This is a genomic window from Nonomuraea sp. 10N515B (genome assembly GCF_052245915.1).
GTDB lineage: Bacteria > Actinomycetota > Actinomycetes > Streptosporangiales > Streptosporangiaceae > Nonomuraea.
Genome location: NZ_JBQQBQ010000058.1, coordinates 1 through 24,609 on the forward strand (window position 1 = coordinate 1; position 24,609 = coordinate 24,609).

A 24,609-nucleotide genomic window follows, 5' to 3' on the forward strand; every position below is an offset into this window, starting at 1 on the left:
GGGGACTGCTTGGGGTCCTGCTGTGGTCCTGCCACCTGCTCCAACCTCTTCCAACGGGTGATCAAACTACCCGCGGCTGATAGGTGTTTCGGACCGGGACTGGTTCATTAGCTCTGACGCGGATGGCGCCCGCAGCGCTTGTCGGAACTGGCCAGCAACACCACCGCATCCCTGCGCAGCCCCCCGCAGGGCCGGACGCTCCTGGGGCCCTCCACGTGCCCGGCAGTACCCGGAGCGACGTGGGCCGCGCATCGATGAGGCGCACCACTACGACCTGGAGGTGGACAACGGACAGGTGAGCGTCATCGCCAGGATCGGGCCGCTGCGCCACCGGGTGGCGGCTCACGCGGTGCCTGGCCGGGCCGCTCACGCTGACGATCGACGTACCTGCCGGATGCGAGGTGCCTCCGCTGCTGACCGACGCGGAGCAGCTCGCCGGCGAGCCGCTCGGCGTGCCCGCCGCGGGACCGGACACCGTCGCCTTCCTCGTGCAGGCGGGGGACGCGCCGCCCGTGCCGTCGGCATCCGTAACTTCTTCTTCCCCGCGTTCACCTCGTGGAAGGGATAGGCGAACGACCTTGGGGCGAACCCCAGCGCCTCCAGCCCCGCCCGGTCGCCGCACACCTCCCTGCGCTGCTCGTCGGGGTGTAACTCGGGCAGGCGGGTGGCATCCAACTGCGTCACCGTCGCCACCAGTGTGGCCAGCCGTCGGCTGTCGCGGTGCCGCTTGAGCTGGGCCACATCGGCGCCCATCCCGTACCGGACCGACTCTGCCAGCCGCCGAGGCGTCACCGTGACATCCCGCTGCACCCGTGCTGGTGGCTGGGCTACTCGAAGACGCGGTCGACGACGGCGGCTTGCTCGGCGGTGCCTGCTCGGAAGGACCAGGCTGACGTGTCGAGGGAGGCGTGGCCGAGGAGGGCCTGACTGGGCGACGTCGGCGCCGCCTTCACGACCTCGGGCTCCCGAAACCCCGGCCTCGTGCGAAGTAGCGGTGCGTAGCCAGCCTCCGCCGCTCCGCTTGACATAAGAGCAGGAGTCGAGCCCCCCGACCTGTGGAACTCCAAAGCGCGGCAGAGCGTGTCAGACTTATCCCGCCGTGTTCGAGCCGGAGAGGCACTCCGGCATACGTCTTTGTGACGCGGTGTGACCTGCGCAACGTCGCTACTTCGCACTCGGCCGGGGCTTCGGGGCCCGAGGTCTAGTCGGAGAGAGTTGCCTGGTTGTCGACGGGGCGCTGCTGCGACGGAACACCGCCCCGTGCCCGTCGTCGTCCGGCTCCCGTTGTGCTTCAGCCGGTCGCGACGGCTGCCTGAGCGGCGCTGCCCCTGGCCGACAGTTTTCGTATGTGTCGTACGGCGATGAGCGGCACCGTCACGCCGATCAGGTTGCAGTACGCCACCGCGGCGTAGAAGCCGTCCGCGCTGCCGACGGCGTGTGCCGCCGCCGCGCCAACCGCGACGATCAGGCCGAAGTAGATTGCGTTGAGCACGATGGCCCGGAAGCCGCCGCCGGTCTCCTCCATGACGGTCAGCGAGGCGAGCACGGGTCCCTGGACGGCGTAGGTGAGCGCCACGGCACCCAGGTAACTGCCCGTAGCTGCGGCCACCCCGGCGTCGCCGCCTATCAGCCGCGCCAGCGGGTCATGCAGTGACCACACCAGCGCCGCGATCAGCACGTAGGTCACGACGGTGACCTCAATGCCACCGCGCATCGATTCACGTATCCGCCGCCATTCGCCCGCACCGCGTTGCTGGTTAATGGTGATCGCTGTGGCTGTACCCAGGACCATGCCCGGCAGCAGCACGACGCTCTGCAGGGTGGAAGCGACCGTGAACCCCGCCACCGCGTTCTCCCCGTAGTTCCCGAGGACGCCGATGACCGCGAGGTTGTACGCCGAGAGCACGAGAAAGGACATGGCGATGGGCACACCGATGCGGCGCAGGTCGGTGAACACCTCGCGCCGCCAGATCCGGGCGGTCGGCGGATGCCACAGCTCGGTGCGGCGCAGCAGCACCAGGCCCATGCTCAGGCCGGTCAGACCCGCTACCGCCTCGGCGATGGGCACCGCCGCGATCCCGATGTCGGCACCGAGCCCGAGGCCGGCCACGAGGCCAATCCTCACGCTCGCCGTCCAGATGACCAGGACGGTGGCCTGTCGCACATACCCATAGCCGCGCAGGCTGGACGCGCACAGCTCCGCCCCGACGGCCAGCAGACTGGCGGCGCTGGTCCAGCGCAGGAAGGAGGCAAACGTGTCCCGCAGCCCGGCGTCCACATCAAGGAGACCAGGCAGAAAGGGAGCCGCGACCGCGAGGACCAGGAACAGGGCCGCGCCGAGCCCGAGCCATACCCTGGCCAGGCTGGCGGCGTTCGACATGACGTCCTGAGGGCGCCCGGCCCCCTTGCTGATCGCGGCGGCGACCTGGTTGCAGACCGCGAAGCCCACACTCAGGGCAAGGACGATGAGGCTGACAGGCTGATACAGGGAACGCACATAAATGGCCTCTCCCCCCATACGCCCCAGAATGGCGATAATTCCGAGCTGAGCAGCAAAATTGAGAGACCCCGCCACAAAAAGAGGAACAGCGAGGCCGGAGATGGTTCGCCACACCCCCCTTCTTCCATGAGCGGCTAAGGGAAACATGCGGACCTCCGGGGACGCAACGGCTCGGGGCGCGAATTGACCTGCGGACGATAGCGACATTCCTCGACGAATGTCCATGCGGGCCTGGCTGGTTCAGGCCAGGTCCGGGAGCATCCCGTCGCGCACCCGGAGACCAGGAGAAGCCGTGGGAACGTGAAGTGCTACTCGAAGACGCGCTCGATGACTTCGGCTTGTTCCCTCTGGCCGGCGCGGAAGTAGCGGGCGGCGGATTCGATGGAGGCCAGGCCGAGGAGGGTTTGGACGTGGGCCGGGTCGGCTCCGACCTGGCGTAGACGGGTGGCGTAATTGTGACGGCAGCGGTGTGGCCGTAGGCCTGGCAGACCGGCGGCTTCGCCGACAGCCAGGACGACCTGGACGACGCCCGAGATCGTCATCGGGCCCCGCGCTGGGCGTGACCGCAAGCGGGTCCTCGATCAGGAAAACTCCGAGCATCCGCACCGTGCCCCACTGCACGGCACAGCCCAGCCGGGTGGCCGGGCGGCGCTTGTCGGCCAGCGCGTTCAGCGCCGCGCGGTCCAGCCGGAACAAGTGCTCCAGCTCGGCTGCCGACGGCTCCTCGCGGAATCGACCGTAGCGAGCGACCTTGTACCGCATGCGCAGGGCGGCCGTGCAGATCTCTGGGAGCGGCAAGATCGCATCTGATGCCTCCGTCTTGGTCTGACGATGATGCAGCTGCCTCCTGACCCGCTGGAGCTGCATCGACACGTCCAGTTCAGCGGCATCGAGATTGACCCGCTCCCAGGTGAGCCCGAGCACTTCCCCCATACGCAATCCCAAGAACAGGATCAGCACATACGTGGCATACAACGGATCATTGTCCGCGCGAGCCGACTCCAGGAACCGCCGAGCCTCCTCCACTGATCACGGCTTGATCTTTCGGACTCGACGCGCCGAGATCCGAACGGCTGCCGTTGGGTTCTTACCGATGAGATCTTCGCTGATGGCCGTATTGAGCGCACTCCGCAGAACACCTCGAGGTCCGTTCGGCGGCGTTCGAGGCCCTCGCCGCGACGCCGGGGGTCAAGAACGCGGGGCCGGTCGAGGGCGGGCAGGCACTGCTGATCCCGCTCTCCGGGAGCCTGGAGATCAGGATGGTCGTCGATCCCGAGGCCGCCCGGGTGGCGCGCGCCAACATCGTGCTGACCGCCGAAGGGGGCTCGGCGATGAGCAACTCGTACATCTCGGTGACCACCGGGTGGACGGACGAGCTCCCGCGGTGAAAACCCGTTGGACGGGCCGGCGCGGAGGGTTCTGGGTGGTCGTGGCCCAGGGGAGGATCCGCATCATCGTCGCCGCGCTCTGGCGGCCGCGCCCCCCTACCGCCACGTGCGCAACCCGATGTTCAGCGGCGTGCTGGCCCTGCTGCTGGCAAGGCCGTCACCCTGTGCTCACCGACGCTGCCGGCCTGGTTCGCCTTGTTCTGAGCCGTCTCGGCGATCGACATCCCGCGGACGGAGTTGCCGAAGCTGGCCGGTCCCCGGTCGTGTCCGGCCAGGACAAGGTGTTGGCCACCGTCTTGTATGGCGCGGTGACCGGTGAGTTGATCGATTTTCTGATGTTCAAGGCGAACCTGGCTGGGACGCTGCTGCACGACGACGAATCCGCCCTCGAGCTGCTCGTCCGAGCCGGTCGCCCGTGATGCCGCGGCCGGCGTCGATGGCCCGCTGGACCGCCACGTGCATGCCGGCGACCAGCGGGGCCAGATTCGTCGGCCAGTTGCCGGCCGATCGCCGTGGGCCGTTCCTAGCGGCTGGTGCGCTCGAACAGCGGCGCGCCGATCATGCGCTCCAGCTTCTTGATCGTCTGGCTAACGCTTCCGGTGCTGATCCGCAGCCGTTCGCCCGTGCGCCCGAAGTGGAGCTCCTCGGCCAGCGTCAGGAAGACCTCGATCTCGGGGCGCTCCAGCATGACACACCCATCGTTTAGCTCGGGCGAACGATCGTAGCGCGATCATGCGTTGATGCCGTCGGCCTCGGATTGGGATCGTTGCCGCACGCCACTTGCGTAATCGAGGTGGCGATACCCGTCGAACCAGCCAAGGAGCGATCACGCATGTCCACCGAACGCAAGATTGTCGTCAGATCCCGCCCGAGCGGTTGCCGGTGGTGCTCGCCGAGGTCCCCCAGCCCCTGGCACCGCCATCAGCTTCTGCTGCGGCCTCACGTCGGCGACGAGCACCGACATCTACCCCCTTTGCGTCGTCCTTGCGGCGCAGGTAGTAGGAGACGGTGGCGGTGGCCAGCGCGCCGCCCCAGATCGGCCAGAAGCACTCCGGCAGCCACGCACCCCATTCGGACAGGGTGAACCGGCCTGCGATCGTCCACCGGACGTAGGTCAGCCCCGCGACAGTAACGATGATCGAGACGAATGCGGCCGGGATGACCGCCAGCAGAGGTGGCACGCGCCTGCCGCGTAGGCCGGGAATCCAGCGTGGGAAGATCTCTCCCCACCGCTGAGTCAGCCCGAGGGTGAGCACACCGCCGAACGCGCCGAAGGTCGCCAGATAGGCGCCCGCCAGCCACAGGCCGTCCTCGCCTTCGGCTAGGAACTCCGGGCTCACACCGAGCGGGATGCCCAGCGCCCACGCCCACCGGGTGGCGCAGTACACCAAAGGCACCACGACAGCCACGTACACGGCTGTGCGCCCCCGCTGCGGGGTGAACCAGCGCGTGCGGGCCTGACTGCGGCCATACGCCAGTGCCGCGGCGGCCAGCAGTAGTCCGCCCAGCATGCAGACGAGCTGATTCAAAACGGGCCATGGCCAGGCATCGGCGAAGGTCGCGCCGCCCAGGCTCCAGCCGAAGACCGGCGCCACCAGCAGCAGCGGCGTGTAGGCGACGCCCATCATCAGCCGCGAGTCGGGAACCACCAGGACCAGGATCGCGGTGATCGGCCAGGCCAGGAGCAACGGGGCACGGCGATCGCTCCTGCGGGTGAGCGCTAGCGCCGTCGCCGCGGTGAGCAGGCTGAAGGCGGCGATCCACCAGCCGAAGCGTGGCGTCGTCCCGGCCAGGATGGACAGCGCCCCGTCCGGGTCGGGGTCGGAGGCGCCCCAGGGGAAGCCGGGCAGCCCGAGCGCCCACGCCGAGCCGAGCATGCCATAGGTCAGCGCCCACAGTGCCGACGCGTAGCCTCGCCAGGCAGAAGTGATGGTTTTCATGTGATCAGCGTCGCCGGGCGGCAGTCCGGCGGACCAGATGCCGTTCGGCACCTCCGGCCGCCGGCAAAGGTGCCGAACGGCACCTGTGACCGGATTTCAGGCTGGACGTATCGTCGGTCCGGTGAGCTTGATGTGGATTGCCGTGTCGATATCGTTGCTGGTACCCATCGCAGTGGCGGCGGCGGCACTGTCGCGGCCGGCGCTCCGGTCGCGTCTGCCCGCGCTGACGTGCGTGGCTGCGGCCGGCTCGCTGGCCGTCACGCTGGCTCACGTCATCGGCGCAGTGCGGCCCGAGCCGGGCGCCGCAGCACTGGGGATGATCGAGAGCCTGGCGCTCATGACGTTGGCCGGCCTGGTCATCCGGTACGCACAGGCACGGCGGGCGGCAGTGGCCACGCCGGCGGCGAGCCTGGCCGCGGCCACCTGGCTGCTGCGCTTCTTCGCTCCCGCCTCGCCGCTGGAAGGGCTGGGCGCGTGTGCGTTCTGGGGGTCGGGTGCGCTCCTGGCCGCCGCTGTGGGGGGTTACCTGCGTGTGCTCGATGTACGGCAGTCCCGCGCCGTCGCCGACACCCGCACCGCATTACGGCTTCAGCTTGCCAGAGACCTGCACGACTTCGTCGCCCACGACATCAGCGAAATGGTGGCGCACGCCCAGGCGGGCAGGGTCGCGGGCGATCCGCTGCAGGCGCTCGAACGCGTCGAAGCAGCAGGCCAGCGCGCCATGTCGATGCTGGACCGCACCCTGGACATGCTGCACCACGACCGGCCCCTTACCTCCACCGGTGACCTCAGCGGCATCCGCGAGGCAGCCGAACGTTTCTCCGCCGCCGGCCTCGCGCGGGTCCACCTGCGCATGGACCCGCAGGTCGCGGTCCCTGCGGAGACCGCGGCCTTGGCCTACCGGATCGTGATCGAAGGACTGACCAACGTCCGGCGGCACGCCCCTGAGGCCGGCCGCGTCGACCTGGACATCAGCGCCGGGTCCGGCCTGCTGGATATCACGATGACCAATGACGGCGTGACCCGAGCGCGAAGCGGCCGGCGCGGCGGGTCCGGCCTGCCCGGCCTGACCGCACTCGTGGAGGAACAGGGCGGCGAGCTCGTCACGCAGGCCGCACCGGATGGGTGGTCGCTGACCGCGTACCTGCCGCTGACACAATCGCCGGAGTGTCCACCCGCATCCTCATCGCCGACGACCAGGAAGGCATCCGAAGCGCCTTCCGCATGATCCTCGACGCCCAGCCCGATATGACCGTCGTGGCCGAGGCCGCCGACGGCCGCACCGCGATCGACACCGCCAAGACGATCAAACCCGACGTCGTGCTCGCTGACATCCGGATGCCCGGAGCCGACGGCATCGAGGTGGCCCGTGCCCTTGCCGGCACCGGCATCCACGTCGTGATCGTCACCACCTTCGGACTCGACGAGTACGTCCACGCGGCGCTGCGGCACGGCGCCGCGGGGTTCATCCTCAAACGCTCCGGCCCCACTCTGCTCATCGAGGCCATCAGGGCGGCGATGAACGGCGACATGCTCATCAGCCCGCAGCTCACCGTCCGGCTGCTGCGCCAGCACGGCCTGCCGCACGAGACGCCGAACGTCGTTCTCACCGAGCGGGAAGACGACATCGTGGCACTGCTCGCGCACGGCAGGACCAACGCCGAGATCGCCACGGAACTCTTCCTCTCCCCCGGCACGGTGAAGAACCACATCGCGGCTATTCAGCGCAAGACCGGTGCCAGGAACCGCGTCGCCATCGCCGCCTGGGCATGGGCGACCGGCAGAGCCGAGCCCTGACGTAAACCAGCCTTTGGCTGGAGAGGGCACAGCCCGGCCCCTCATGCCCTCCCACCAGCCTGACACCACCAGCGCCCGTCGCCACAGCCACCGCACGAGCCAGAACCGGTTCGCCCAATGCACTGGCCAGGGGTGGAGTAGGAGATCGCTTCCCTGGATCGGTGTGATCGTTTCCGTGATCTTCTCGGAGCGCGGTGGGTTCAACGCTTTCAAGCCAGCGTGACGCCATCAAGGGGGGACAGCATCACGCAATCCAGCCGGTCGTCGTGGGCGAGAACTTCGCTCACACGGCGCATCGCCCGATGGTCCTTTTCGCTGGTGGGAGGGCCGCCGCTGGCGTACCTGACGGGTGGCGCATGGTCCTGGCCGCGGACCTGCTGGTGGAGCGGGACGCCACGATCGCGGCGGTAGGCGCGCAGGGTGGGGTATTCCGACGCTTTCGGCTTCAGCGCCGCCTTCAAACGCGTCAAGGGCGTCAGCCCCAGCGCCTTCCGCCGCAAGGACGGCGCGCGGGCCGGCTGACCTCGGAGGGTGGGAACGCTTGACGACCTCACCACCGCTCAGCCCGGTGGGCGCGCTCGGGGCGCGTTGGTGTGGATGAGCAGGGACAGCCGCTCGGGGCAGGTCTCGGCGTCGCCTGGTCGGCGTCCTGGACTGGGACCAGACCCATCTGTTCGACCCCGCCATAGACGCCGCCCTGATGGCCTGGCACGGCTGGGACAACACCAGGAAGGCCGTGGACCCCGAGACCTACCGCCGCGCCCGGATCTACGACGCCCCGCTCGGCGTCGGGCATCTCGTCGGGATCCTCGACGGCCGACCGCTGACGAAGGTCGAGGGGTACGTGCGCAGCATCGTCGCCTGGTTTGAGCAAGACGTCTAAGGGCTGCAGTCGCCGCAGTACGACCCTGCTCAGGGATCACGAGCGAGGTAATACCCAAGCCCCATCCGGTGATCGGACGAGGCTTGGGGATCTTCGCTTACTCCGCTTGGAAAGATGCGGTCCATCGCTGTAGCACCACCTTGAAGCACCGGACGAATCTGCTTGCGGGTAGATGCCCGCCTCAGGCAACCTGTCGATCGGCGGGCAGCAGCTCTGGCTCGGCCCCGATCGGGCGGGGATGCCGATCACCTTGTGGATCAGCACCCAGCGGCTGCGTGTGTTCACCACCGGCGGTGGCCGGCTCAAGAGCGTGGCCTCCCCGGCTGAACGTCAAGGACCTGGCCGCGCTGGTCGCCTCAGGCCAGGCTCGCCCGGCCCGGACCGAACCCGTCCCCCAGACCCCGGTCCAGGTGGGCGCCGTCGAGGTCGACCGGCTGGTCAGCCCCGGTGGATTCCCTGGGCTCACGCGGAGCCTCGGGGCGCTGGTTCCCCGTGACCCCTGGCAGACCCCTGGGGGTGGGGCTGGGTCGTGCACGACTTCCTAGTTTCCTACTTGTTTGACACAATGGATGCATGTCCGAGACGACGTACAGCATCGGCGAGGGGCCGGCGACGCGGGTCAGCCTCTCCCTACCCGAGGGGACCGCGGAGGCCATCCGTACCAGGGTCGGCAAGCGGGAGTTCTCTGCGTTCATCGCCGCAGCTGTCGAGCGGGAGCTGCGGGGGCAGGTTCTGGACGAGTACCTGGCCGACTTCGAGAGCCGCAAGGGGCCGGTGTCCGAGCAGGTGCGGCAGCGGGCACGACAGGTGTTCGACGAGGTGTTCGCCGAGGAGGACCAGTGGCCCGCCGCAGGCTGAGCCACGAGGGGACGCTGGTCCTGGACAGCGAGGGGCTCTCCAAGCTGCTTGCTGATGACGAGACCGTGGTGGCGCTGGTCGCGGAGGCGCGGTCGCGCGGCATGGAGGTGGTGATCTGCGCGCTCACCATCATCGAGGCCGCGCATGCTCGTACGAACAGGGCCCGGCTGAGCTGGCTGCTGTCCGGACTGCGTGTGATCCCGGTGGGGGACGAGGAGGCGAAGGCGGCCTCGGCATTGTTGATGGGGGCCGGTCTGCACGGTCACAAGTACGCCATCGACGCGGCCGTGTCCGAGGCCGCGCTGCGGCAACAGCGGCCTGTGGTCATGCTGACCTCGGACGTCGACGACATGACCAAGCTGTGTGGCGAACGGGTGCGCCTCGTCTCCGTGTGAGCTGTCGGCGTGCTGTTACCGGCCGGCGGGCTTCCACCGACCAGGCCGACGCGGCCGGCGTTGATACGTGCGATGGCGACCCGCGTGCGATGAAAGGACCGGCTCGCCGACCGGAGATCCGAGTACCACGCCGCGTCGCTGACATGTCGATCAGGCCCTAGGTGCCCAGATGCGATCAGAATTTCGTGGTCTCATCAACCCGAGCCTCCTTCCGTATTTCGTCGACTCCCAGTACGCCCCTCAGGTCCGCGCCGCGCAGGTCCGCGCCAGCCAGGTGCGTGCCGCTCAGGTCCAAGCCGGCCAGGAAGGCGCCCCGCAGGTCCGCGTCGGCCAGTTCTGCGTCAACCAGTTTCGCGCTGCGCAGGTCCGCGCCAATGAGGGAGGCGCCTGTCAGGTCCGCGTTAGTCAGGTTCGCAACCTTCAGATTCGCACCATTCAGGTTCGCGCTGCGCAGGTCTGCGCTGGCAAGGTGCGTGTCATAAAGGTCCCCGTCAGCCAGGTTCAATTTGCGCAGGTCCGCCCTAGCAATACGGGACTGGACCAGGTTGGGCGCACGCGTATCTAGGGCGACGTTTCGACGGCCGATGACAGTCAATGCGGCTTGTATGTCAGTGGCGAGTGCCGGGGGCAGTTCCTTAAGGTTGACGCCGCGCTTGCCCTTGTGGTCGTGCTCGCGAACGAACGCGGCCAGCACGTCGTATATGGTCTGGTGGTCGCGCGGGGAGTCTTGTGCGAGTCGTTCCAAGGCGTAGATGCCGCCCAGGCGAACGTCCAGCTTGGTGGAGCCGAGTTGTTCCACGGCCTTGGTGTACCGGTCGGTGATCGCGACAGCGGCCCCGGCGATCCCCACCAGCAGGGGACGAGCCACAGTAATCGGCGCATCCACCGCCGCGCCCAGGGCTCTGGGCGTGGAGGCGTAGGCGGAGGAGCCGGTTCTGCGGCTTTGGCCATGCGACGTGCCCTGGTTGCGGTTGCCGCCGCAAGAACCTGCCGGGCTGGTAGTCGCGGAGGTCTGGCTCTCATGTCCCTATTGGATCTCTTCCTGAGTGCGGGCGGTGTCACGATTCCTCAACCGTTACCCCAGGTCGCGCTTGTTCGTTAACCGGCGGCGTCTTCGCTACGACGGCTCGCGCGCTCCCACCGCGCCCGACGCACCGCCCGCAACCGCGCCTCCTCCCCCGGATCCATCACCGGCTCAGGCTCCGGCTCCCACGCCTCAGCCTCCGCGCCAGCAACCACCGCAGCCGCCGCAGCCTCATCCAACCGGCGCCACCGCTCCCGGTCCGCCCGCGTCCCCACCTTCGGCGCGCTTGGCCAGCGGCTCCGCGGCGGCCGGCAACACCTTCGCCGCGCTTGTCGGTGCGCAGGGCCACCGCGCGGTGGCCCTTGAGCTTGTTGATGCACCGCTCCGCGGTGTTGCGCTCGGCGTCGAAGCCGGGCGGCCGCCCGCCCCTGCGACCTTGCTGGAGACGGTTGGCTTGCTGGTCCTTCTTGATCGGGATGACCGCCTGGATGCCGCGTCGGCGCAGGTAGGCGCGGTTTCCCCGCGAGGAGTAGGCCTTGTCGGCCAGAGCGCATCACCGAACGTCACACTCAAGACCGCTCTTCGAATCACGGCACCAAAGGTGCCCTAGTCGCGAGGCCGGGGGTTGCAGTGGATCCACGCGCCCGGGTCGACGTCATGACTGGTGCTTCCCGCCCAGAACACGCACGTCTCCAGGTGCGAGGCATTGCCGAGCCGCAGTGCCCCGGTCGCGCGGACGTAGACGGGGCCCGCGTAGTACTTGAAGGAGCCCCGCTGGATGCTGCCCAGGCCAGGCCCGGTGGCCGGCCTGCCGTCCACCGCCCGGTGGAGCGAGACGGTCACGGGGGTTGGCGTTCCGACGTCCTTCTTCTTCAGCGTGACCACGCAGTTGGTGTTCTTCTGTCTGTTCCACATGAGGTAGACGTCCGCGGTCCGGATGTCGACCCGCTTGACGAACGTGTATCCGCTTCCGCACACCGCGTGGGGCTTGTACGGGTTCGGACCCTGCCTGGACCGGCGCCGGCCTGAGCCGGCGTGGCGTGCGTCACAGCCGCGGGCCGCCGCCACGATCGCCCCCGTGACAACGCTCGTCTTCTTCTTCACTCCGTGTCCTCTCGCGCGCTGACATCGGACCGTCCTGCCCCCTTCGGCAGGGATAGTCCGTTGTCTCGATCGTTGTGGCTTTAGCATCGGCCTGGTTCACCGCAGACGGCGGCGTTCCAGGGCGTATCCCGCCGCGTTGAGGCCGAGGATCGGTAGCACGAACAGCACGATCTGGTTCGCGGGAAGCCTCGGCGCTTCCGGGTCGTAAAAGTCGGCGTCAGGGTAGAGCACCGCCGACGCCTGGGTGATCCAGTACAGCGAGGCCGCCGTCGTGGCGGCGAGCAGGCGGTCATGGGAGAGCTCCGTGCGCCGCAACCACAGCGAGGCCAGCGTGGACAGTCCCAGTGCCGCTCCCATGCTCATGGTCTGCCCGTTGTGGAATTTGGCGTGCGGCGGCCAGTTGGGGTTGTGGATGTGGGTCTCGTTCCAGTCCGCCCCGAACGGGCTGATCGCGGTGAACAGCGCGGTCGCGGTTAGGATGATCTTGCCTGCGCTCATCGTGCCTCTCCTTGGTGAAGTCAGAACGTGACCACGACCTTGCCGCGGGTGTAGACACCCGCGACCAGGTCGGCCACCGCCTGAGGGGATCGGGCGAACGGGTACGTCGCGGCGACGTCGACCGCCAGTCGCCCTTCGGCCACTCGCGCGGCCTGCCGTGCCAGGTCGCCGGATTCGGGGGTCATGTAGACGTACACCGGTGTGAGGTCGTCGATGGTCTCAGGTCCGTAGAGGGTCGAGACCAGCCGCCCGCCCCGCCGTACGGCACGTGCCGTGGCCCTCAAGGAGACACCCGCATTGACCAGGTCGATAACGGTGTCGAACCCCTCGGGGCGCAGCCGCAACGCCTCTTCGACGGTGTCGGAGCCGGTGTGGTCGATGGTCAGGTGCGCACCGAGGTCGCGGGCGTAGGCGGTGTCAGCGGGCGCGGCCGTGGCGAATACCCTGGCACCCTCCTGAGCGGCCAACTGGACGGCGAGCCCGCCGACTCCGCCGGTCGCGCCGACGACCAGCACGTCGTGGTCCGGTTCCACCTCCGCGGCGGCGATGACGCACTCGGCTGTCATGGCGACCGTGACCAACGCCGCCCCCCGCACCGCGTCCAGCCCGCGCGGCAGGTGCACCAGCCCTGGACCCACGGGGACGACCACGTACTCGGCGAGGGTGCCGCGCCCGTAGACGGCCACGTCGTCGCCCACGGCGAACCCGGAGACCGCGTCGCCGACCGCCGTCACGATCCCCACGGCGTCCATGCCGAGGACGAACGGGTGCTGGACGGGGAACATCTCCTTCAGTTCTCCAGTGGCCAGCTTGGCGTCGAGCGGGTTGAGCGCCGCTGCCACCACCTTCACCAAGACCTCACCGGGCCCGGGGGAAGATGCCGGGACCTCGGCGACCGAGAGCTGATCAACAGGAGCATACGAGGATGCGATGAGTGCCTTCATGTATCGCCTAGCGTGAGGCCATGGACGCCCGCTACCTGCTCACCTCGGTATTCACCGTGTTGTCGGCGCCGCCTGGCGAGATGCTCGCCCCACTGTCGCGGATACTGGCCGATGTGGTGCCGCACCGGGCGCTGGCGATGCTCACCGGCGACTGCGCCCGCCACCCGATGCGGACGCTCGACGCGGTCCCCAATGGGGCACCACGGATGACCGTCACGCTGCCCTCACTTCGCTGGAAGTGCCACGGCCAGGGCCTCTTGACGCGCTCAACCCGCGCGAGCGGGAGGTCCTGCAGCAGCTCGCGCTCGGACGGCGCAACCGGCAGATCGCCGAGCATCTGCACATCAGCGAGCACACGGTGAAATTCCACGTAGCCAACATCCTGGAAAAGCTCGAGGTCGGCTCGCGTACCGAGGCGGCCGCGGTCGCGCACACCATGGGCCTAACCCCCGTCGCCTGATCCGTTTCCGAGACGACGCGGTTCAGACGGGCACCTCATCCGCGCGGGTGCAGCCACTGATAGCGAGTAGGCGGATTTTTCCTGCTGGGCCACGTCAGGTAGCGGCCTTGCCGGTGAGGGAATCGAGCTGAGTCAGGATCGACGGGTCGCTGATCTTCTCGTCCTCGGCGAGCAGGAGCACCTTGCTCAGAATGATGCTCGTCATCTGGTCCTCGTCGGCGAACGGCAGGAACAGCCGCCGGTGCGCCGTGGCGCCGAACGAGGCGGGCACCACACAAAGGTAGCCGCCCGGGTCGACGTGGATGCTGCCGCTGGTCAGATGCACCCGGTAGGTCGCCCGGGTGCCGCGTACCACGGCCGAGTGCCCCTCGACGGTGACCCGGGCCAGCCTGAGGTCGGCGATGAGCGCCGCGAGCACCTGCGCCCGACTCGCCGCCTGCGCCGGCGACAGGTACGCCTCCGGCTCGGTGCCGGCGACCGACACCACCAAGTCCAGGTCTCGCATGACCTCGGAGAACACCACTGGCGGCACGTCGACCAGCGGCACTGGTGTGCCGCCGACGCTGCCCGAGCCGGTCGGGGCGCCGTAACGGCCCGGGTCACGGTGGCCGCCGGTCAGGAAGCGGATCTCGCCGACAAGGACGTTCCCCATCCCGAAGTAGCCGTGGAAGTCGCAGCGCAGCGCGGCGATGAGGTTGTCGCCGACGGCACGGGTCGCCTGGTGGTCGTCGTACTCGCCGTGGGTGAACCAGCCCCGACCGGATAGCAACTGGCCCGCCACCTTGCCGTTGACCGTCTGACCGGCGAACCGCCGCGACACGTCGCCCGCCTCGCGTTCCGCGGGAGTGAGCACATACAACTCCCGGAACGCCTGCTTGACCGGCTGCTGGAGGCGACGCCGCACGATCTCCGCCTGCCATTCGGCGAGCACCCCCCGCTCGTGCAGTTCGACGGGGTGGACGGCGGTGACCGGGCCGGTGGTGTCGACCTGGTCGAGCAGGTCGATCACGCCCGTTCGGTCCCGCCAGAGCAGCGCGGGCAGCATCGCCGCACCGGCAGGCAGCGAGAGCAGTCGGGCCAGCTCGTCCGGCGCCAGCGTCCCGGCGGTAGCGACCAGCCGGTCCACCAGCCCGGTCCGCATCCGGCGAGCCTGGTCCCGCAGTCGCTCCTGGTGCTCACGCAGCTCCTGGTAGCGGGGGTCGGCGCGGACGGCGGCCGGCACCGACTTCAGCGCCTTGCCTGCCCGGCTGACCGTCATCGTCGGGTCGGCGCCGTCGAACCGCAACGCGATCCGGTAGTCGCCGACCTTCGCCTCCGTGGGGGTCTCGGTGGCGATGCGCGCCTCGCAGTCCCATTCGAGACGGCTCGCCTCCGGAACGCCGGCCACCTGCGCCAGGTGGTCGAGGGCGACCGCGATCGCGGCAGCGTGACTGTGTCTGCGGTTAGGGCCGAGCTTGGCTCCCTTCTTCGCGGACTCGCGCAACGCCAGGTAGCGGTCGAGGACCGTCTCGTCCGAAGCGAGAGGCAGCATCCCGAATGCGGCGATACCCTGCAGCGCGTTGTGCTTGACGCGCTTCAGCACCTGGGCGCGGTTCCACCCCATGACCGCGGAGACTAGCTCGTTCGGTTCGAGTTCCAGCAGGCGCCGGGCGGCGTCCGCGCCGGCGTCCTCGATCGCGGCGAGGAGGACAGCCCGGTCCTGGCGGGTGGCTTCGCCCACTGGCATCGCCCGGATCAGGCGCAGCAACGGCGCGGCGCGTGCCAGGCCGAACAGCGGTAGCAACGCGTCGGCGTCACCCGCGCGCAGCCGCCATCCGAACGCCCGACCCTGCTCCTCCACCGGCCGATCCCGCAACAGGTCGAGCAGGGCGCCGCGGTCCTCGTCGGTGAGTTCCGCCACGCCGAGGTGGTCGGCCACCCGCTGGTCACCGTGCCAGGCCAGCGCCGCCCGAACGAACCTCAGGCCGCGCGGTACCAGCACCTTGGGCAGTTCGTCCCAGTCGGCAGGGACTGGTGCGGAGACGAGCCGCCAGGTCAGCGCGTCCACGTGTTTCCGTACGGCGTCCGCGCAGGCCAGCGGCGGGCTGGCCGCGTCGCCGGTCGGCGAGTGGCCGATGATGGCGTGGCCGAGGTAGCGGTCGTCGGTGAAGGCCCGTTCGACCACGGTGGCGTCCAGGGCGCCGGCCCGGTGCAGCGTGTCGAGAATCTGCGCCACGGTCTCCCGGCGCAGGGTGCCCAGCGGGGTGAAGATGAGCACCCGCAGCAGGTGGGTGTCGGTAGTGGCGATGGCCCGCTCCGCCACCTCGTCCAGCAGCAGCCGGTGCCGGACGTCGCGCCCGAGGAACGCAGCGAGCAGGGCTTTCCGGTGAGCCGTCGGCCACGGCGCGGCCAGCAGGCCGGTGATGTCGTCCGGCCGATCGACCGGGAAGCTGGCGTCGTAGAGCTCGTCAACCTCCGCGACGATATCGCCCACGTGCGGTGCCAGGTTGCCGATCGTCTGGTCGTCGCCCTGCTTGATCCCGAGCCGGATCTCCTCGGCGGTGTCCCGCAGGCCCGCCAGGTCGCCGGCCTTCGCCGCGACCCGCGCCTGGTCCACCAGCCGCCACAGCGCCTCGCGCTGTTCGTGGACGATGTCGATGTAGATCTCTGGTAACGATCGCTCCACCGCAATCAGCCTCCCGCCAGCGCGACTAGCCTCAGGAACACGACCGGCTCACCGAGCCGAAGCGCGACCTCCTCATCCAGGTCGACGACCTGCCGTCCGCCGACGAAGACCACGAACGTGCCCCGGGCGAAGGCCCGATGCGCCCGAGCCACTTCCGCAGTCACGTCCGGGACCGCCGGCGCCTGCGGCGGCATCCTGATCGCACCGGTGCCGGCCTGCGTCCGGAGATCATCGTCGGACAGATACTGACGGTCGAGGATCTGCTGGCAGCGCGCCGCGTCGACGCGCAGCTCCCGGATCTGCTCCTCGACCGTGCGCCGGATCAGCTCCCGCAATGTCGTGCCCTCATCGGCCAGCCGTACCAGCACCGCCGGCAGGCCATCGCCGGATCTGCCGGGGATCCGGCTGCGCACCTCGATGTCGACCATGGCCGCCACCATAGAACAGCCGGCGGACAGCCTGGCCATATCACGGCACCGCAGTGATATGGCCTTACCGGCCAGGTGCGCACGGCGAACAGCACTCGCGGTTCCAGGTCGAGCCGGATCGCGGGTGCTTGCTCGGGTGGGGGAGGTTGAGCACGAGGTCGCCCCTCGTTGAACTTGACCACGCGTTCCTGGTGGTCGGGGTCGTTGTGGCCGATGAGCTTGCCGCTGATCATCAGCCATTCGGAGTAACCGTGGAACGCATCGGCCTTGTTGGTGATCGCGGTGATCTGCTCCCGCAGCCCCGGTTTCGCGGATCTCCGCGAGCCGTAGGCCGGCGGGGGCGGAGCTGTCGCCGCCCGCTGCCACCACGAAGAGCGTGCCGTAGCATTCGCTGAGCGCCTGAACGGCCTGCTCCAGTGCGTCGAGCCCGGGATCGTCCGGCTTGCCCAGGCCGAGGCTCGTATTTGCACTGATCGGTGTAAAACAAGTAGCGTGCTCGTATGGCGAGGCCGAGATCATTCGATGAGGACCGGGTCCTGGACACTGCGATGCGCACGTTCTGGGCGAACGGCTACGAGTCGACCTCGACCAGGGACCTGTGCGAGGCGCTCGGCCTGGACCGCAGCAGCGTGTACAACGCCTTCACCAACAAGCGCGAGCTGTTCAAACGCGCGTTGACCCGCTACATGGACGCCACCACCGCCGACCAACTGCGGATCCTTGACAATCACGAGCTGCCGGCGATCGAGCGGATCCGCGCGCTGTTCGCCAAGATCCTCCAGACGGAGGCGGAGAACAGGCGCGACGGCTACGGCCTCGGCTGCCTGACCGTCAACACCACGATGGAGCTCGCCGGCCGCGACCCGGAGATCGCCCTGATGCTCGATCGCAACACCGAGTACCGACTCGTCAACCTGAGCACCGTCATCGAGAGCGGGCAGCGCGACGGCACCATCGGCTCCACCCGCGATCCCGTCGAGCTCGCCAGGTTCGTCAACGCCGTGATCGCCGGGATCCGGGTGACCGCTCAGGGCGGCGCCGACGACGCCACCATCGAGGCCATCGCGGCCACGGCCATGGACGCCCTGGCCTGACCTCTGCCTTTTCATGCCCGAGTTCTACACCGATTGATGCAAAAGGAATTCCCCTCGCCCAGAGCCGTCTACGTCCTGGCCATAGGCATCTTCGCCATGGTCACCAGCGAGTTCGCCGTCGGAGGCCTGATGCCCGAGATGGCAGGCGGGCTCGGCGTGACCATCTCCCAAATCGGCTATCTGATCACCGCCTTCGCGGTGGCCATGTCGGCGGGCGGGCCGCTGATGACCGTCGCGCTGGTACGGATACGCCCGAAACCCGCGCTCATGCTGCTGTTCGCAATCTTTCTGGTGGGCAATGTGCTCGCGGCGCTCGCGCCCTCCTACTCGATCATGATGGTCGCGCGCCTCATCACCGGAGTCGCCTCCCAGGCGTTCTTCGGAGTCGCCATCTCGGTGGCGGTCCAGCTGAGCCGCCCAGAGGTACGCGGCCGCGCCCTCGCCATCGTCCTGAACGGATTGATGCTCGGCACCCTGCTCGGGCTGCCGCTGTCCACGCTCATCGGCGGGCAGCTCGGCTGGCGCGCCGCTTTCTGGGCCGTCGGCGCCCTGACCGTCATCGCCGCGCTCGCCACGATGATGGGCGTTCCCAGGCTCGGGCGTGCTGACGGCGGCAACGGCAACTTCCGGCAGGAGGTGGCGGTCTTCAGGAACGGCCGGCTGTGGCTGGCGCTGTCGACCAGCACCCTCATCATCGGCGCGACTTTTGCCGCCTTCAGCTATCTCAGCCCGATCCTCACCCAGGTCACCGGGTTCTCCTCGGAGGCCGTTCCCCTGCTGCTCGTCGCGTACGGCGCAGCCACCGTGATCGGGAACTACTTCGTCGGCCGCCTGGCCGACAAGCACACCATCAGCGTGCTGCTGTCCGGGCTGATCCTCAACGCGATCTTCCTGGCCGGTTTCGCGCTGTTCGCCCACCTCAGCGTCCCCACGGTGATCACCATGCTGGGCGTCGGGCTGGTCGGAGTGACCATGAACCCCGCGATGGCCGTACGCATCCAGCGCATCGGCAACCCGGGGCCACTGGTCAACACCGTCCACGCCTCCTTCATCACCCTCGGGGTGATCGTCGGCTCCTCGGTCGGCGGGCTGGCCATCGACGGCTTCGGGCTGCGGGCTCCCCTCTGGCTGGGCGCCGGGCTGGCCGTACTCGGGATGGTGTCCCTCCTGCCCGAGCTCGGCCGTACCAGGGCGCAGTCACCGACGGGGAGTCTCGCTCAGGAGCGCGTCGAAGCCGCCACCACCCACTGACGCGCCGCACAAACCGAAACCACCACCCACCGACGCGATGCACGGGCCGACCGCACAACGGGCGGCCCGTCCGTACGAGAGCCCGCCCGCTCGCACGAGGGTCGCCCGCGCCCGCACCAGGGCGGGACTGTACGGTTTTCTGGACAGGCCCCGCGATATCGCCGAGGGTAGCTGCTCACCTCATCGGGACATCGGGATCAGCCGGACTCCGCGAGCAGATGTATGACACCGGCTGGGTTCTTGATCCAGTGGGTTCTGGAATCGAGGTTCTCCAGGGGCTCGACCTCGTCACACGGGTGGATGCCGATGTCGGCCAGTTTGCTCGCTGCCGCGTCCAGGTCATCGGTGTGGAGCTGCAGCCACAGGTCGGGCTGGCTGTAGTTGTCGACACAGTCGAGCCACAGCGTATTGGGTCCGAACCGCACCGAATGAGTTCTCGAGACGGTCGGAGCGTAGGAGACGTCGTCTTCTTTGACGTCGAAGCCCAGAGTGTCGCGGTAGAAGGCCACGGTGGCCTCGTACTGTGCCTTGGGGATCTTCATGGCGATGTTCAGGCCGGCCGTGAATTCAGGCTTGCTCATTGTTGCGTGACCCCTTGGTTCGTGTCAGTGGCGTCCAGTGCACCTTCCAGCGCGGCCAGCCGGTCATCCCACCTGTTGGCGAGCCTGGCCAGCCACACCTGGGCCGTGCGAATGGCGGCTGGTTCCAACCGGTAGGGATGGCGGCGGCCGGCAGGTTCGCCGGAGCTGATCAGGCCCGCTTCGGCGAGCTGGCCCAGGTGCTTGGCGATCGCCTGGCGACTGATCGGCAACCGTCGTGCCAGATCAGTGACGGTTGCGGGCCCGGCGCGGGCGAGTTCCTCCAGCAGCGCCCGCCGCGTTGGATCGGTGAGCGCCGCGAACACCGCAACGGCCTGCCCTTCCACATCAGGCGGTCGCATCGAGGTAGGTCTCCAGGTCGACGAGCTCCGTGTCCCATCCCTGACTGTTAGCCTTGTGGGCAGACTGGGCCACGTCGTCGGCGGCCTGGGCAAACCCGCTCTCCACCAGGCGCAGCCGAGTGCCGTTCGGCACCGGTTCCAGGGTGAAGTCCACAAGCGTCTGGGGTGCGTCATCCTCCGGCAGGCCCTCGATTGCCCACCTGAACGCGAAACGGTGTGGTGGGTCGACCACCGCGATGGTGGCGACGGATTCCTCGTCGAGGTCGTCCCAACGGAAGTACGCGCGCCCACCGGGCCGCAGATCTATCTCCGCCACCGAGCCGAACCACCGCGAGAGCCCTTCTGCGGTGGTCAGCGCGGCCCACACCCGCTCGATGGGGGTGCCGCAGCACCACCACACGTTCGATCGCGTCCGAAACCATGCTCACTCTCCTTCGCAACCTGTAGGTTGCCAATTAATGGCAACCTACAGGTTGCGATCGTCGCCGTGCAAGCCCCGGCACGGAGGGCGACTTACTACGCACCCGCAAATGCGGCATCCCTCACCACCTTGGACCGGCGACATGATCGGGGCATCCCTCTGCGCCAAGCTCAAGGCTCGCTGTCACGGGACAGCGACCTTAAAACGCAAGGCGGCTACCAGTTCGCGCCCCGGATCGCCGACATCGGCGATGCTCAGCAGTGGTGGATCCGCCGACGTCGGAGCGGCCGACAAGCGAACCACTCCTGAGCTCGGCGCTAGGGGTTCTTGTCGCTGGGCACCCGGATACACGCATCCACCTGGCCCTTGGCGACGTCCAGCCCGCATACCCGGTCCAGGTACAGCGGCTCATCCTCAACATCCCCCACGCGGCCTCACTCCTGATCGGGGGGAAGGGACACGCCGCTGGGGTACCGGGGCGAGCGGAAAATCTGGCCCGCGTGCACGTAGCGACAAGGAACAGCCCTAGAAAGATCGGTACCCGGCGTCAGACTCAAGGACGGGCTCTACCGCGCCAAGTTCACTCGACGTCGCAGGCGGCGCCCGACCATCGTGACGCAGGAATCCGGCACCACCACGACAATCGCCGAAACCGATCGAACCTCGAAACCGGACCCTTCAGGTACGGCGGGTCAGCACCGCATTTTCACGCCGGAACCGGCGTTACGCAGCGATACAAAGACTCAAGGGTTATTAGTTACACACCCCGATGACGGCCGCCGCCCTGCCCTCGATCAGTACTTCTTGACGATGCCAGGCATCGCCTTCTCGGCGAGCCGGATGTCGGTGAAGTAGTCCCGGCACGGGTCGAAGGTGCCGCCGTAGTTGTTGCTGCCGCCCCCGCCGCCCCCGCTGTTGATGCCCTTGGCCACGATCTTGCCGTCGCTCCTGACCGTGTAGATGGGGCCGCCGGAGTCGCCGGCGGCCGTGCACCTGCCGGTCTTGCTGCCCTTGACCATGTTGCGGGCCACGCCGCCGCTGCTGTACTTCACCGTGACGCCCGTCTGCGAGACCGTCCAGCCGCACAGCTCACCGGTGGTTGCGCCGCCCGTGCAGTACTTGTCGCCGCGCCGCGGTGCGCGGCTCCACGGCCCCGCGACCTCCCGCCTGGTGTTCGACGTCGCGTTCGCGGTGTAGACGTATGGCGCCGCGTTGTTGCCGCCGGCCAGCCTCACCAGGCCCAGGTCTCCGGCGTAGTACGACTGGCTGGGAAACTTGACGGTGCCGCGGATGGTGTCCCAGTTGTCCGAGGTGACCTTGCCGACGGCATAGTGGGGCACGGGCATGTAGTAGTTCTGGTGCAAGCTGACGCAGTGCCCGGCGGTGACGAGGTATGGCACGCCCTCGTGCTTCCAGGCGAAGCCCGTGGTGCAGCTGGAAGTGGTGGTCCTGGCTCCGCCGAAGAACGGGCTCGTGTCGTTGTGGCGGGCAGTCTGTGCGGGGGCGACCTCTTCCGCGTTCACCTCGATGGCGACCTTCTCGGCGCCGTAGCGATCGGTCAGCGCCTGTCTCAGCGCGTCGTCCACGCTCGCGACCGTGACCACGACCCGGTTGCGCGCGGCGTCGACGTAGGCCGTGTGCATCGTTGGCGCGCCTGGGACGTCGAGAGTGAGGATCTCCTCCTGGACTGCGGTGAGTTCGGCGTAGGTGTACTTCACCGTGGTGACGGTCGGATAGTAGTACGTGGCGACGCCGGTAGCCGTGGGCTGCGCCGACGACTCCTCCTCTTCTTGGGTGGCCGCCGTGGTCGTGGGCTCGGCGGGGATGCCGTCCTTGCCCTCGCCCGTGCCGCCGATGTTCGGGTCGTCGCCGCCCTCGTCGACGAGCGTGTCGGTGCTCACCGCGATGGCCGCGGCGGCATAGGGCACCCGGCCTGTTCCCGTCGTGTCCGCCGTGGTCGGCGCCACGATCCGTCCCTCGCTGACGTACGGCGGAGCCAGCTCCGTGGGCCGGGTCTCGGCCCTGGCCTCGGCCCGCTCCAACGCCACCGACAGGCCGGCGTCCAGCGGCTGGGCGGGGGTGAAGTCCTCGGTGAAGACTGGCACCAGCTCTTTGACCGTGGCCGTTGCTCCCGCCTGAGCCGGTGCCACTGCGATCGTGCTCAGGGCAAGAGCCCCCACAGCCAGAATGCTACGCATAAATGATCACAACTTCCGGATGATGGGCGTTCGCCCAAGAATGTGATCATTTTTAGTTCACGGTGCGGGAAGTTTCTAGATCGTCCGGTTGTCATCAACCTGCACGCGTCAGCTTGGTGACACGTCGTTTGGAGGACCACCATGAACCTTGCCGGTCTCGGACTGACCGACTACGAGGAGCATGTCTACCGCATGCTCCTGCGCGAGCCCGCGGTCCCCATCCCCGGCGACAGCGTCATGGCGGCCACGCTCGCCCGGCTGACCGGGCTCGGCCTGCTGAGAAGAACCCCGCCGGGAGACATCGTCGTCGTCGACCCCCAGTCCGCGGTCTCCAGACTGATCACGCGCAGGCTGAACGAGACCAACGCCGAGATGGCCCGCATCACCTCTGCCTGGGCCGCCCTTCCGTCACTGACGGGAGACGCCCGGCCGCGGTAGCGTCCTTCGGCCTCCGCTGCGGCGATCCCCTCGGCCGTCAGCTCGTTCTGCAGTCGCGCTGGAACTGCCCCACGGCGGTGATCACGTTGATGATCAGGGCGGTGGTCGCGTCGTTGGCGGCCAGGTCGTGGAAGTTGGACAGCGGCTTCTCCTGGCGATAGGGCCTGGGGCCTTCCTTCCGCCGGTTTCCCGGACGAGTTCTGGAGCTACGGCCAACCACCACTCAGCTGATCAGTGGGTACGTCGGTGAGGGGCCAGGACCTAGATACGGGTAATGCCGGAAGGGCCGCTACGCTCCCGTGGCCCCATCGATGCGCTCCCGGATCAGGTCGGCGTGCCCGGTGTGCTGCGCGTACTCCTCCAGGAGGTGGATGTAGACCCAGCGGAGGCTGACCTTGCCGGTCGGCGCCCTGGGGTCGTCGGCCAGCTCGTCGAGGTCGATGCCCGCAACCGCGGCGTCGCACGCAGCCGTCTCCGCGAGGAAGGCGGCGTAGTCCGCCTTGGCGTCGGCGTCGGCCACCAGGTCGAAGTCGCCGTCTTCGTACTCCTCGGTGATGTGCAGCTCGGGCAGGTCCTCGTGCAGGAACTTCTCCCGGAACCAGAAGCGCTCGACTTCCGTCATATGTCTCAGGAGGCCGAGCAGCGTCAGGTTGGACGGCTCCACGGAGGCGGTCTTCAGTTGCTCGGTGGTGAGGCCGGCGCATTTGCGCAGCAGGAACACCCGGCGGAGCTTCAACCAGTTATCCAACATCTCGCGTTCGCCACAGGCCATGTCCGACCGAGGTCCCCGCTCTACGTCGGGTGCTGTCCACGTCATGTCACCATCATGACGACCTGTGCAACCGATTTTGCGGGGTACGCGCATATCTTGCCCGCCGCCGACCAGGCGGCAGCACGATGGAACCAGGGCATGCACCATCGGCCTGCCCGTGGCTGCGACCAGCGCGGCCATCACCGCCCGCGCCTCGCTTTCGAGCACCGCCCACTCGGCATCGGTCAGATCCGACGGATATGACGGCTTCCGGGTCACGACATCGGCACCCCAGCGAGGCGCAACCACTGGCGCTCACGGACGCGGGCGGGTAAACAGACAACCACGGCTCCTGGTTGCCGAGTTGCGTAGACAACACCTCAGCTATCAGGAGCCCGCTCCTGTCCGCAGGCGTATCGGTCGAAGATGGCTCGACCAGGGCATCCCTGTCCCGGCCTCAGCGACCAAAGCCTTTGTCAGCAGGCTCTAACCTGGCTCATCGCGGGGCGGGCCGCTACCGGCTGCGGGTCCAGGCCAGAGGCCGAAGCCATGGCCGAGACACGACCAAAGAGCCTCTGGAGCATTTCCTCGTCACGGTGTGGCCGCTAGATGAGTCACCGGCTGCAACAGAG

28 protein-coding genes and 3 pseudogenes are annotated in these 24,609 nt (G+C 68.3%); 12 read left to right on the forward strand and 19 right to left on the reverse strand.

What is annotated here, in order from left to right; translation table 11 throughout:
• Positions 1-827: 827 nt before the first annotated feature.
• From ACTWQA_RS47005 to ACTWQA_RS47020, 4 genes and pseudogenes are all read right to left on the reverse strand, one after another.
• Positions 828-953 (reverse strand): hypothetical protein, encoded by a 126-nt coding sequence (locus ACTWQA_RS47005; protein ID WP_443165351.1) that lies wholly within the window; start codon positions 951-953, stop codon positions 828-830.
• A 338-nt stretch (positions 954-1,291) separates the two neighbouring features.
• Positions 1,292-2,725 (reverse strand): MATE family efflux transporter, encoded by a 1,434-nt coding sequence (locus tag ACTWQA_RS47010; RefSeq protein ID WP_443165352.1) that lies wholly within the window; start codon positions 2,723-2,725, stop codon positions 1,292-1,294.
• A gap of 83 nt (positions 2,726-2,808) precedes the next feature.
• Positions 2,809-3,042, reverse strand: a complete 234-nt coding sequence (locus ACTWQA_RS47015; protein ID WP_443165353.1) for a tyrosine-type recombinase/integrase — start codon at positions 3,040-3,042, stop codon at positions 2,809-2,811.
• 40 nt (positions 3,043-3,082) lie between these two features.
• A pseudogene (locus tag ACTWQA_RS47020) lies at positions 3,083-3,433 on the reverse strand (DUF4158 domain-containing protein); the annotation flags it as partial.
• A 326-nt stretch (positions 3,434-3,759) separates the two neighbouring features.
• Between ACTWQA_RS47020 and ACTWQA_RS47025 the strand changes: the two are divergent.
• Both ACTWQA_RS47025 and ACTWQA_RS47030 read left to right on the forward strand, forming a co-directional pair.
• A complete protein-coding gene (locus tag ACTWQA_RS47025) occupies positions 3,760-3,888 on the forward strand; it encodes a hypothetical protein (protein ID WP_443165354.1) in 129 nt (42 codons plus the stop codon).
• Between the two features lie 164 nt (positions 3,889-4,052).
• A complete protein-coding gene (locus ACTWQA_RS47030; protein WP_443165355.1) occupies positions 4,053-4,307 on the forward strand; it encodes a hypothetical protein in 255 nt (84 codons plus the stop codon).
• Between the two features lie 104 nt (positions 4,308-4,411).
• On the opposite strand, the gene ACTWQA_RS47035 is transcribed toward ACTWQA_RS47030, so the two are convergent.
• Both ACTWQA_RS47035 and ACTWQA_RS47040 read right to left on the reverse strand, forming a co-directional pair.
• Positions 4,412-4,576 (reverse strand): LysR family transcriptional regulator, encoded by a 165-nt coding sequence (locus ACTWQA_RS47035; RefSeq protein WP_443165356.1) that lies wholly within the window; start codon positions 4,574-4,576, stop codon positions 4,412-4,414.
• Between the two features lie 169 nt (positions 4,577-4,745).
• The gene (locus tag ACTWQA_RS47040; protein ID WP_443165357.1) at positions 4,746-5,828 is read right to left on the reverse strand and encodes a hypothetical protein; all 1,083 of its coding nucleotides are present in this window, start codon (positions 5,826-5,828) and stop codon (positions 4,746-4,748) included.
• Positions 5,829-5,958: 130 nt separating this feature from the next.
• On the opposite strand from ACTWQA_RS47040, the gene ACTWQA_RS47045 reads away from it, so the two are divergent.
• From ACTWQA_RS47045 to ACTWQA_RS47070, 6 genes and pseudogenes are all read left to right on the forward strand, one after another.
• Positions 5,959-7,056, forward strand: a complete 1,098-nt coding sequence (locus tag ACTWQA_RS47045) for a sensor histidine kinase (RefSeq protein WP_443165407.1) — start codon at positions 5,959-5,961, stop codon at positions 7,054-7,056.
• Entirely contained in the window at positions 6,996-7,625 is a 630-nt protein-coding gene (locus tag ACTWQA_RS47050) for a response regulator (RefSeq protein WP_443165358.1), read from the forward strand. Before ACTWQA_RS47045 ends, ACTWQA_RS47050 begins: the two co-directional genes overlap by 61 nt.
• A gap of 312 nt (positions 7,626-7,937) precedes the next feature.
• Positions 7,938-8,147 (forward strand): annotated as a pseudogene (locus tag ACTWQA_RS47055) (helix-turn-helix transcriptional regulator); the annotation flags it as partial.
• A 178-nt stretch (positions 8,148-8,325) separates the two neighbouring features.
• Positions 8,326-8,508 carry a hypothetical protein gene (locus ACTWQA_RS47060; protein WP_443165359.1) on the forward strand — a complete coding sequence of 61 codons (183 nt, stop codon included), beginning with the start codon at positions 8,326-8,328 and terminating at the stop codon, positions 8,506-8,508.
• Between the two features lie 573 nt (positions 8,509-9,081).
• Complete coding sequence (locus ACTWQA_RS47065) at positions 9,082-9,366, forward strand: hypothetical protein (protein WP_443165360.1); 285 nt, start codon at positions 9,082-9,084, stop codon at positions 9,364-9,366.
• Positions 9,348-9,761, forward strand: a complete 414-nt coding sequence (locus ACTWQA_RS47070; protein WP_443165361.1) for a DNA-binding protein — start codon at positions 9,348-9,350, stop codon at positions 9,759-9,761. The genes ACTWQA_RS47065 and ACTWQA_RS47070 overlap by 19 nt, the downstream gene beginning before the upstream one ends.
• Before the next feature lie 175 nt (positions 9,762-9,936).
• On the opposite strand, the gene ACTWQA_RS47075 is transcribed toward ACTWQA_RS47070, so the two are convergent.
• The 5 genes and pseudogenes from ACTWQA_RS47075 to ACTWQA_RS47095 all read right to left on the reverse strand — a co-directional run bounded on the left by ACTWQA_RS47075 (position 9,937) and on the right by ACTWQA_RS47095 (position 13,331).
• Positions 9,937-10,647, reverse strand: a complete 711-nt coding sequence (locus ACTWQA_RS47075; RefSeq protein WP_443165362.1) for a pentapeptide repeat-containing protein — start codon at positions 10,645-10,647, stop codon at positions 9,937-9,939.
• Between the two features lie 457 nt (positions 10,648-11,104).
• Positions 11,105-11,329 (reverse strand): annotated as a pseudogene (locus ACTWQA_RS47080) (IS5/IS1182 family transposase); the annotation flags it as partial.
• Between the two features lie 62 nt (positions 11,330-11,391).
• Positions 11,392-11,889: a hypothetical protein gene (locus ACTWQA_RS47085; RefSeq protein WP_443165363.1), complete on the reverse strand. Its 498-nt coding sequence runs from the start codon at positions 11,887-11,889 to the stop codon at positions 11,392-11,394.
• 96 nt (positions 11,890-11,985) lie between these two features.
• Entirely contained in the window at positions 11,986-12,387 is a 402-nt protein-coding gene (locus tag ACTWQA_RS47090; RefSeq protein WP_443165364.1) for a DUF6640 family protein, read from the reverse strand.
• Between the two features lie 20 nt (positions 12,388-12,407).
• Positions 12,408-13,331, reverse strand: a complete 924-nt coding sequence (locus tag ACTWQA_RS47095; RefSeq protein WP_443165365.1) for an NADP-dependent oxidoreductase — start codon at positions 13,329-13,331, stop codon at positions 12,408-12,410.
• 238 nt (positions 13,332-13,569) lie between these two features.
• Here ACTWQA_RS47095 and ACTWQA_RS47100 point away from each other — a divergent pair, with 238 nt between their 5' ends.
• Positions 13,570-13,791, forward strand: a complete 222-nt coding sequence (locus tag ACTWQA_RS47100) for a response regulator transcription factor (protein ID WP_443165366.1) — start codon at positions 13,570-13,572, stop codon at positions 13,789-13,791.
• A 94-nt stretch (positions 13,792-13,885) separates the two neighbouring features.
• On the opposite strand, the gene ACTWQA_RS47105 is transcribed toward ACTWQA_RS47100, so the two are convergent.
• Positions 13,886-16,456: a DUF7737 domain-containing protein gene (locus ACTWQA_RS47105; RefSeq protein ID WP_443165367.1), complete on the reverse strand. Its 2,571-nt coding sequence runs from the start codon at positions 16,454-16,456 to the stop codon at positions 13,886-13,888.
• A gap of 5 nt (positions 16,457-16,461) precedes the next feature.
• Positions 16,462-16,884 carry a hypothetical protein gene (locus tag ACTWQA_RS47110; RefSeq protein WP_443165368.1) on the reverse strand — a complete coding sequence of 141 codons (423 nt, stop codon included), beginning with the start codon at positions 16,882-16,884 and terminating at the stop codon, positions 16,462-16,464.
• Between the two features lie 500 nt (positions 16,885-17,384).
• Here ACTWQA_RS47110 and ACTWQA_RS47115 point away from each other — a divergent pair, with 500 nt between their 5' ends.
• Both ACTWQA_RS47115 and ACTWQA_RS47120 read left to right on the forward strand, forming a co-directional pair.
• Positions 17,385-17,978 (forward strand): TetR/AcrR family transcriptional regulator, encoded by a 594-nt coding sequence (locus ACTWQA_RS47115; RefSeq protein WP_443165369.1) that lies wholly within the window; start codon positions 17,385-17,387, stop codon positions 17,976-17,978.
• 36 nt (positions 17,979-18,014) lie between these two features.
• Positions 18,015-19,229 carry an MFS transporter gene (locus ACTWQA_RS47120; protein WP_443165370.1) on the forward strand — a complete coding sequence of 405 codons (1,215 nt, stop codon included), beginning with the start codon at positions 18,015-18,017 and terminating at the stop codon, positions 19,227-19,229.
• Positions 19,230-19,426: 197 nt separating this feature from the next.
• Here the strand turns inward: ACTWQA_RS47120 and ACTWQA_RS47125 are convergent, their stop codons facing one another.
• From ACTWQA_RS47125 to ACTWQA_RS47140, 4 genes are all read right to left on the reverse strand, one after another.
• The gene (locus ACTWQA_RS47125) at positions 19,427-19,810 is read right to left on the reverse strand and encodes a VOC family protein (RefSeq protein ID WP_349454802.1); all 384 of its coding nucleotides are present in this window, start codon (positions 19,808-19,810) and stop codon (positions 19,427-19,429) included.
• Positions 19,807-20,169: an ArsR/SmtB family transcription factor gene (locus tag ACTWQA_RS47130; RefSeq protein ID WP_443165371.1), complete on the reverse strand. Its 363-nt coding sequence runs from the start codon at positions 20,167-20,169 to the stop codon at positions 19,807-19,809. The genes ACTWQA_RS47125 and ACTWQA_RS47130 overlap by 4 nt, the downstream gene beginning before the upstream one ends.
• The gene (locus ACTWQA_RS47135; RefSeq protein WP_443165372.1) at positions 20,156-20,569 is read right to left on the reverse strand and encodes an SRPBCC domain-containing protein; all 414 of its coding nucleotides are present in this window, start codon (positions 20,567-20,569) and stop codon (positions 20,156-20,158) included. Before ACTWQA_RS47135 ends, ACTWQA_RS47130 begins: the two co-directional genes overlap by 14 nt.
• Before the next feature lie 815 nt (positions 20,570-21,384).
• Positions 21,385-22,770, reverse strand: a complete 1,386-nt coding sequence (locus ACTWQA_RS47140; RefSeq protein WP_443165373.1) for a trypsin-like serine protease — start codon at positions 22,768-22,770, stop codon at positions 21,385-21,387.
• A 159-nt stretch (positions 22,771-22,929) separates the two neighbouring features.
• Here ACTWQA_RS47140 and ACTWQA_RS47145 point away from each other — a divergent pair, with 159 nt between their 5' ends.
• On the forward strand, positions 22,930-23,226 hold the full coding sequence (locus tag ACTWQA_RS47145) for a hypothetical protein (protein WP_443165374.1): 297 nt from the start codon (positions 22,930-22,932) through the stop codon (positions 23,224-23,226).
• Between the two features lie 37 nt (positions 23,227-23,263).
• On the opposite strand, the gene ACTWQA_RS47150 is transcribed toward ACTWQA_RS47145, so the two are convergent.
• The gene (locus ACTWQA_RS47150; RefSeq protein ID WP_443165375.1) at positions 23,264-23,449 is read right to left on the reverse strand and encodes a hypothetical protein; all 186 of its coding nucleotides are present in this window, start codon (positions 23,447-23,449) and stop codon (positions 23,264-23,266) included.
• Positions 23,450-23,515: 66 nt separating this feature from the next.
• Positions 23,516-24,043, reverse strand: coding sequence for a DinB family protein (locus tag ACTWQA_RS47155; protein ID WP_443165376.1), 528 nt, complete (start codon positions 24,041-24,043; stop codon positions 23,516-23,518).
• Positions 24,044-24,609: the final 566 nt, after the last annotated feature.

Excerpts from the sequence above, each read along its gene's own strand:
- ACTWQA_RS47145 (WP_443165374.1), top strand. The coding sequence starts at position 22,930 with ATGAACCTTGCCGGTCTCGGACTGACCGACTACGAGGAGCATGTCTAC.
- ACTWQA_RS47115 (WP_443165369.1), top strand. The coding sequence starts at position 17,385 with ATGGCGAGGCCGAGATCATTCGATGAGGACCGGGTCCTGGACACTGCG.
- ACTWQA_RS47060 (WP_443165359.1), top strand. The coding sequence starts at position 8,326 with ATGGCCTGGCACGGCTGGGACAACACCAGGAAGGCCGTGGACCCCGAG.
- ACTWQA_RS47040 (WP_443165357.1), bottom strand. The coding sequence starts at position 5,828 with ATGAAAACCATCACTTCTGCCTGGCGAGGCTACGCGTCGGCACTGTGG.
- ACTWQA_RS47095 (WP_443165365.1), bottom strand. The coding sequence starts at position 13,331 with ATGAAGGCACTCATCGCATCCTCGTATGCTCCTGTTGATCAGCTCTCG.
- ACTWQA_RS47010 (WP_443165352.1), bottom strand. The coding sequence starts at position 2,725 with ATGGACATTCGTCGAGGAATGTCGCTATCGTCCGCAGGTCAATTCGCG.
- ACTWQA_RS47090 (WP_443165364.1), bottom strand. The coding sequence starts at position 12,387 with ATGAGCGCAGGCAAGATCATCCTAACCGCGACCGCGCTGTTCACCGCG.
- ACTWQA_RS47130 (WP_443165371.1), bottom strand. The coding sequence starts at position 20,169 with ATGCGACCGCCTGATGTGGAAGGGCAGGCCGTTGCGGTGTTCGCGGCG.
- ACTWQA_RS47155 (WP_443165376.1), bottom strand. The coding sequence starts at position 24,043 with ATGACGTGGACAGCACCCGACGTAGAGCGGGGACCTCGGTCGGACATG.
- ACTWQA_RS47120 (WP_443165370.1), top strand. The coding sequence starts at position 18,015 with ATGCAAAAGGAATTCCCCTCGCCCAGAGCCGTCTACGTCCTGGCCATA.
- ACTWQA_RS47045 (WP_443165407.1), top strand. The coding sequence starts at position 5,959 with ATGTGGATTGCCGTGTCGATATCGTTGCTGGTACCCATCGCAGTGGCG.
- ACTWQA_RS47065 (WP_443165360.1), top strand. The coding sequence starts at position 9,082 with ATGTCCGAGACGACGTACAGCATCGGCGAGGGGCCGGCGACGCGGGTC.
- ACTWQA_RS47015 (WP_443165353.1), bottom strand. The coding sequence starts at position 3,042 with ATGACGATCTCGGGCGTCGTCCAGGTCGTCCTGGCTGTCGGCGAAGCC.
- ACTWQA_RS47110 (WP_443165368.1), bottom strand. The coding sequence starts at position 16,884 with ATGGTCGACATCGAGGTGCGCAGCCGGATCCCCGGCAGATCCGGCGAT.
- ACTWQA_RS47025 (WP_443165354.1), top strand. The coding sequence starts at position 3,760 with ATGGTCGTCGATCCCGAGGCCGCCCGGGTGGCGCGCGCCAACATCGTG.
- ACTWQA_RS47035 (WP_443165356.1), bottom strand. The coding sequence starts at position 4,576 with ATGCTGGAGCGCCCCGAGATCGAGGTCTTCCTGACGCTGGCCGAGGAG.
- ACTWQA_RS47125 (WP_349454802.1), bottom strand. The coding sequence starts at position 19,810 with ATGAGCAAGCCTGAATTCACGGCCGGCCTGAACATCGCCATGAAGATC.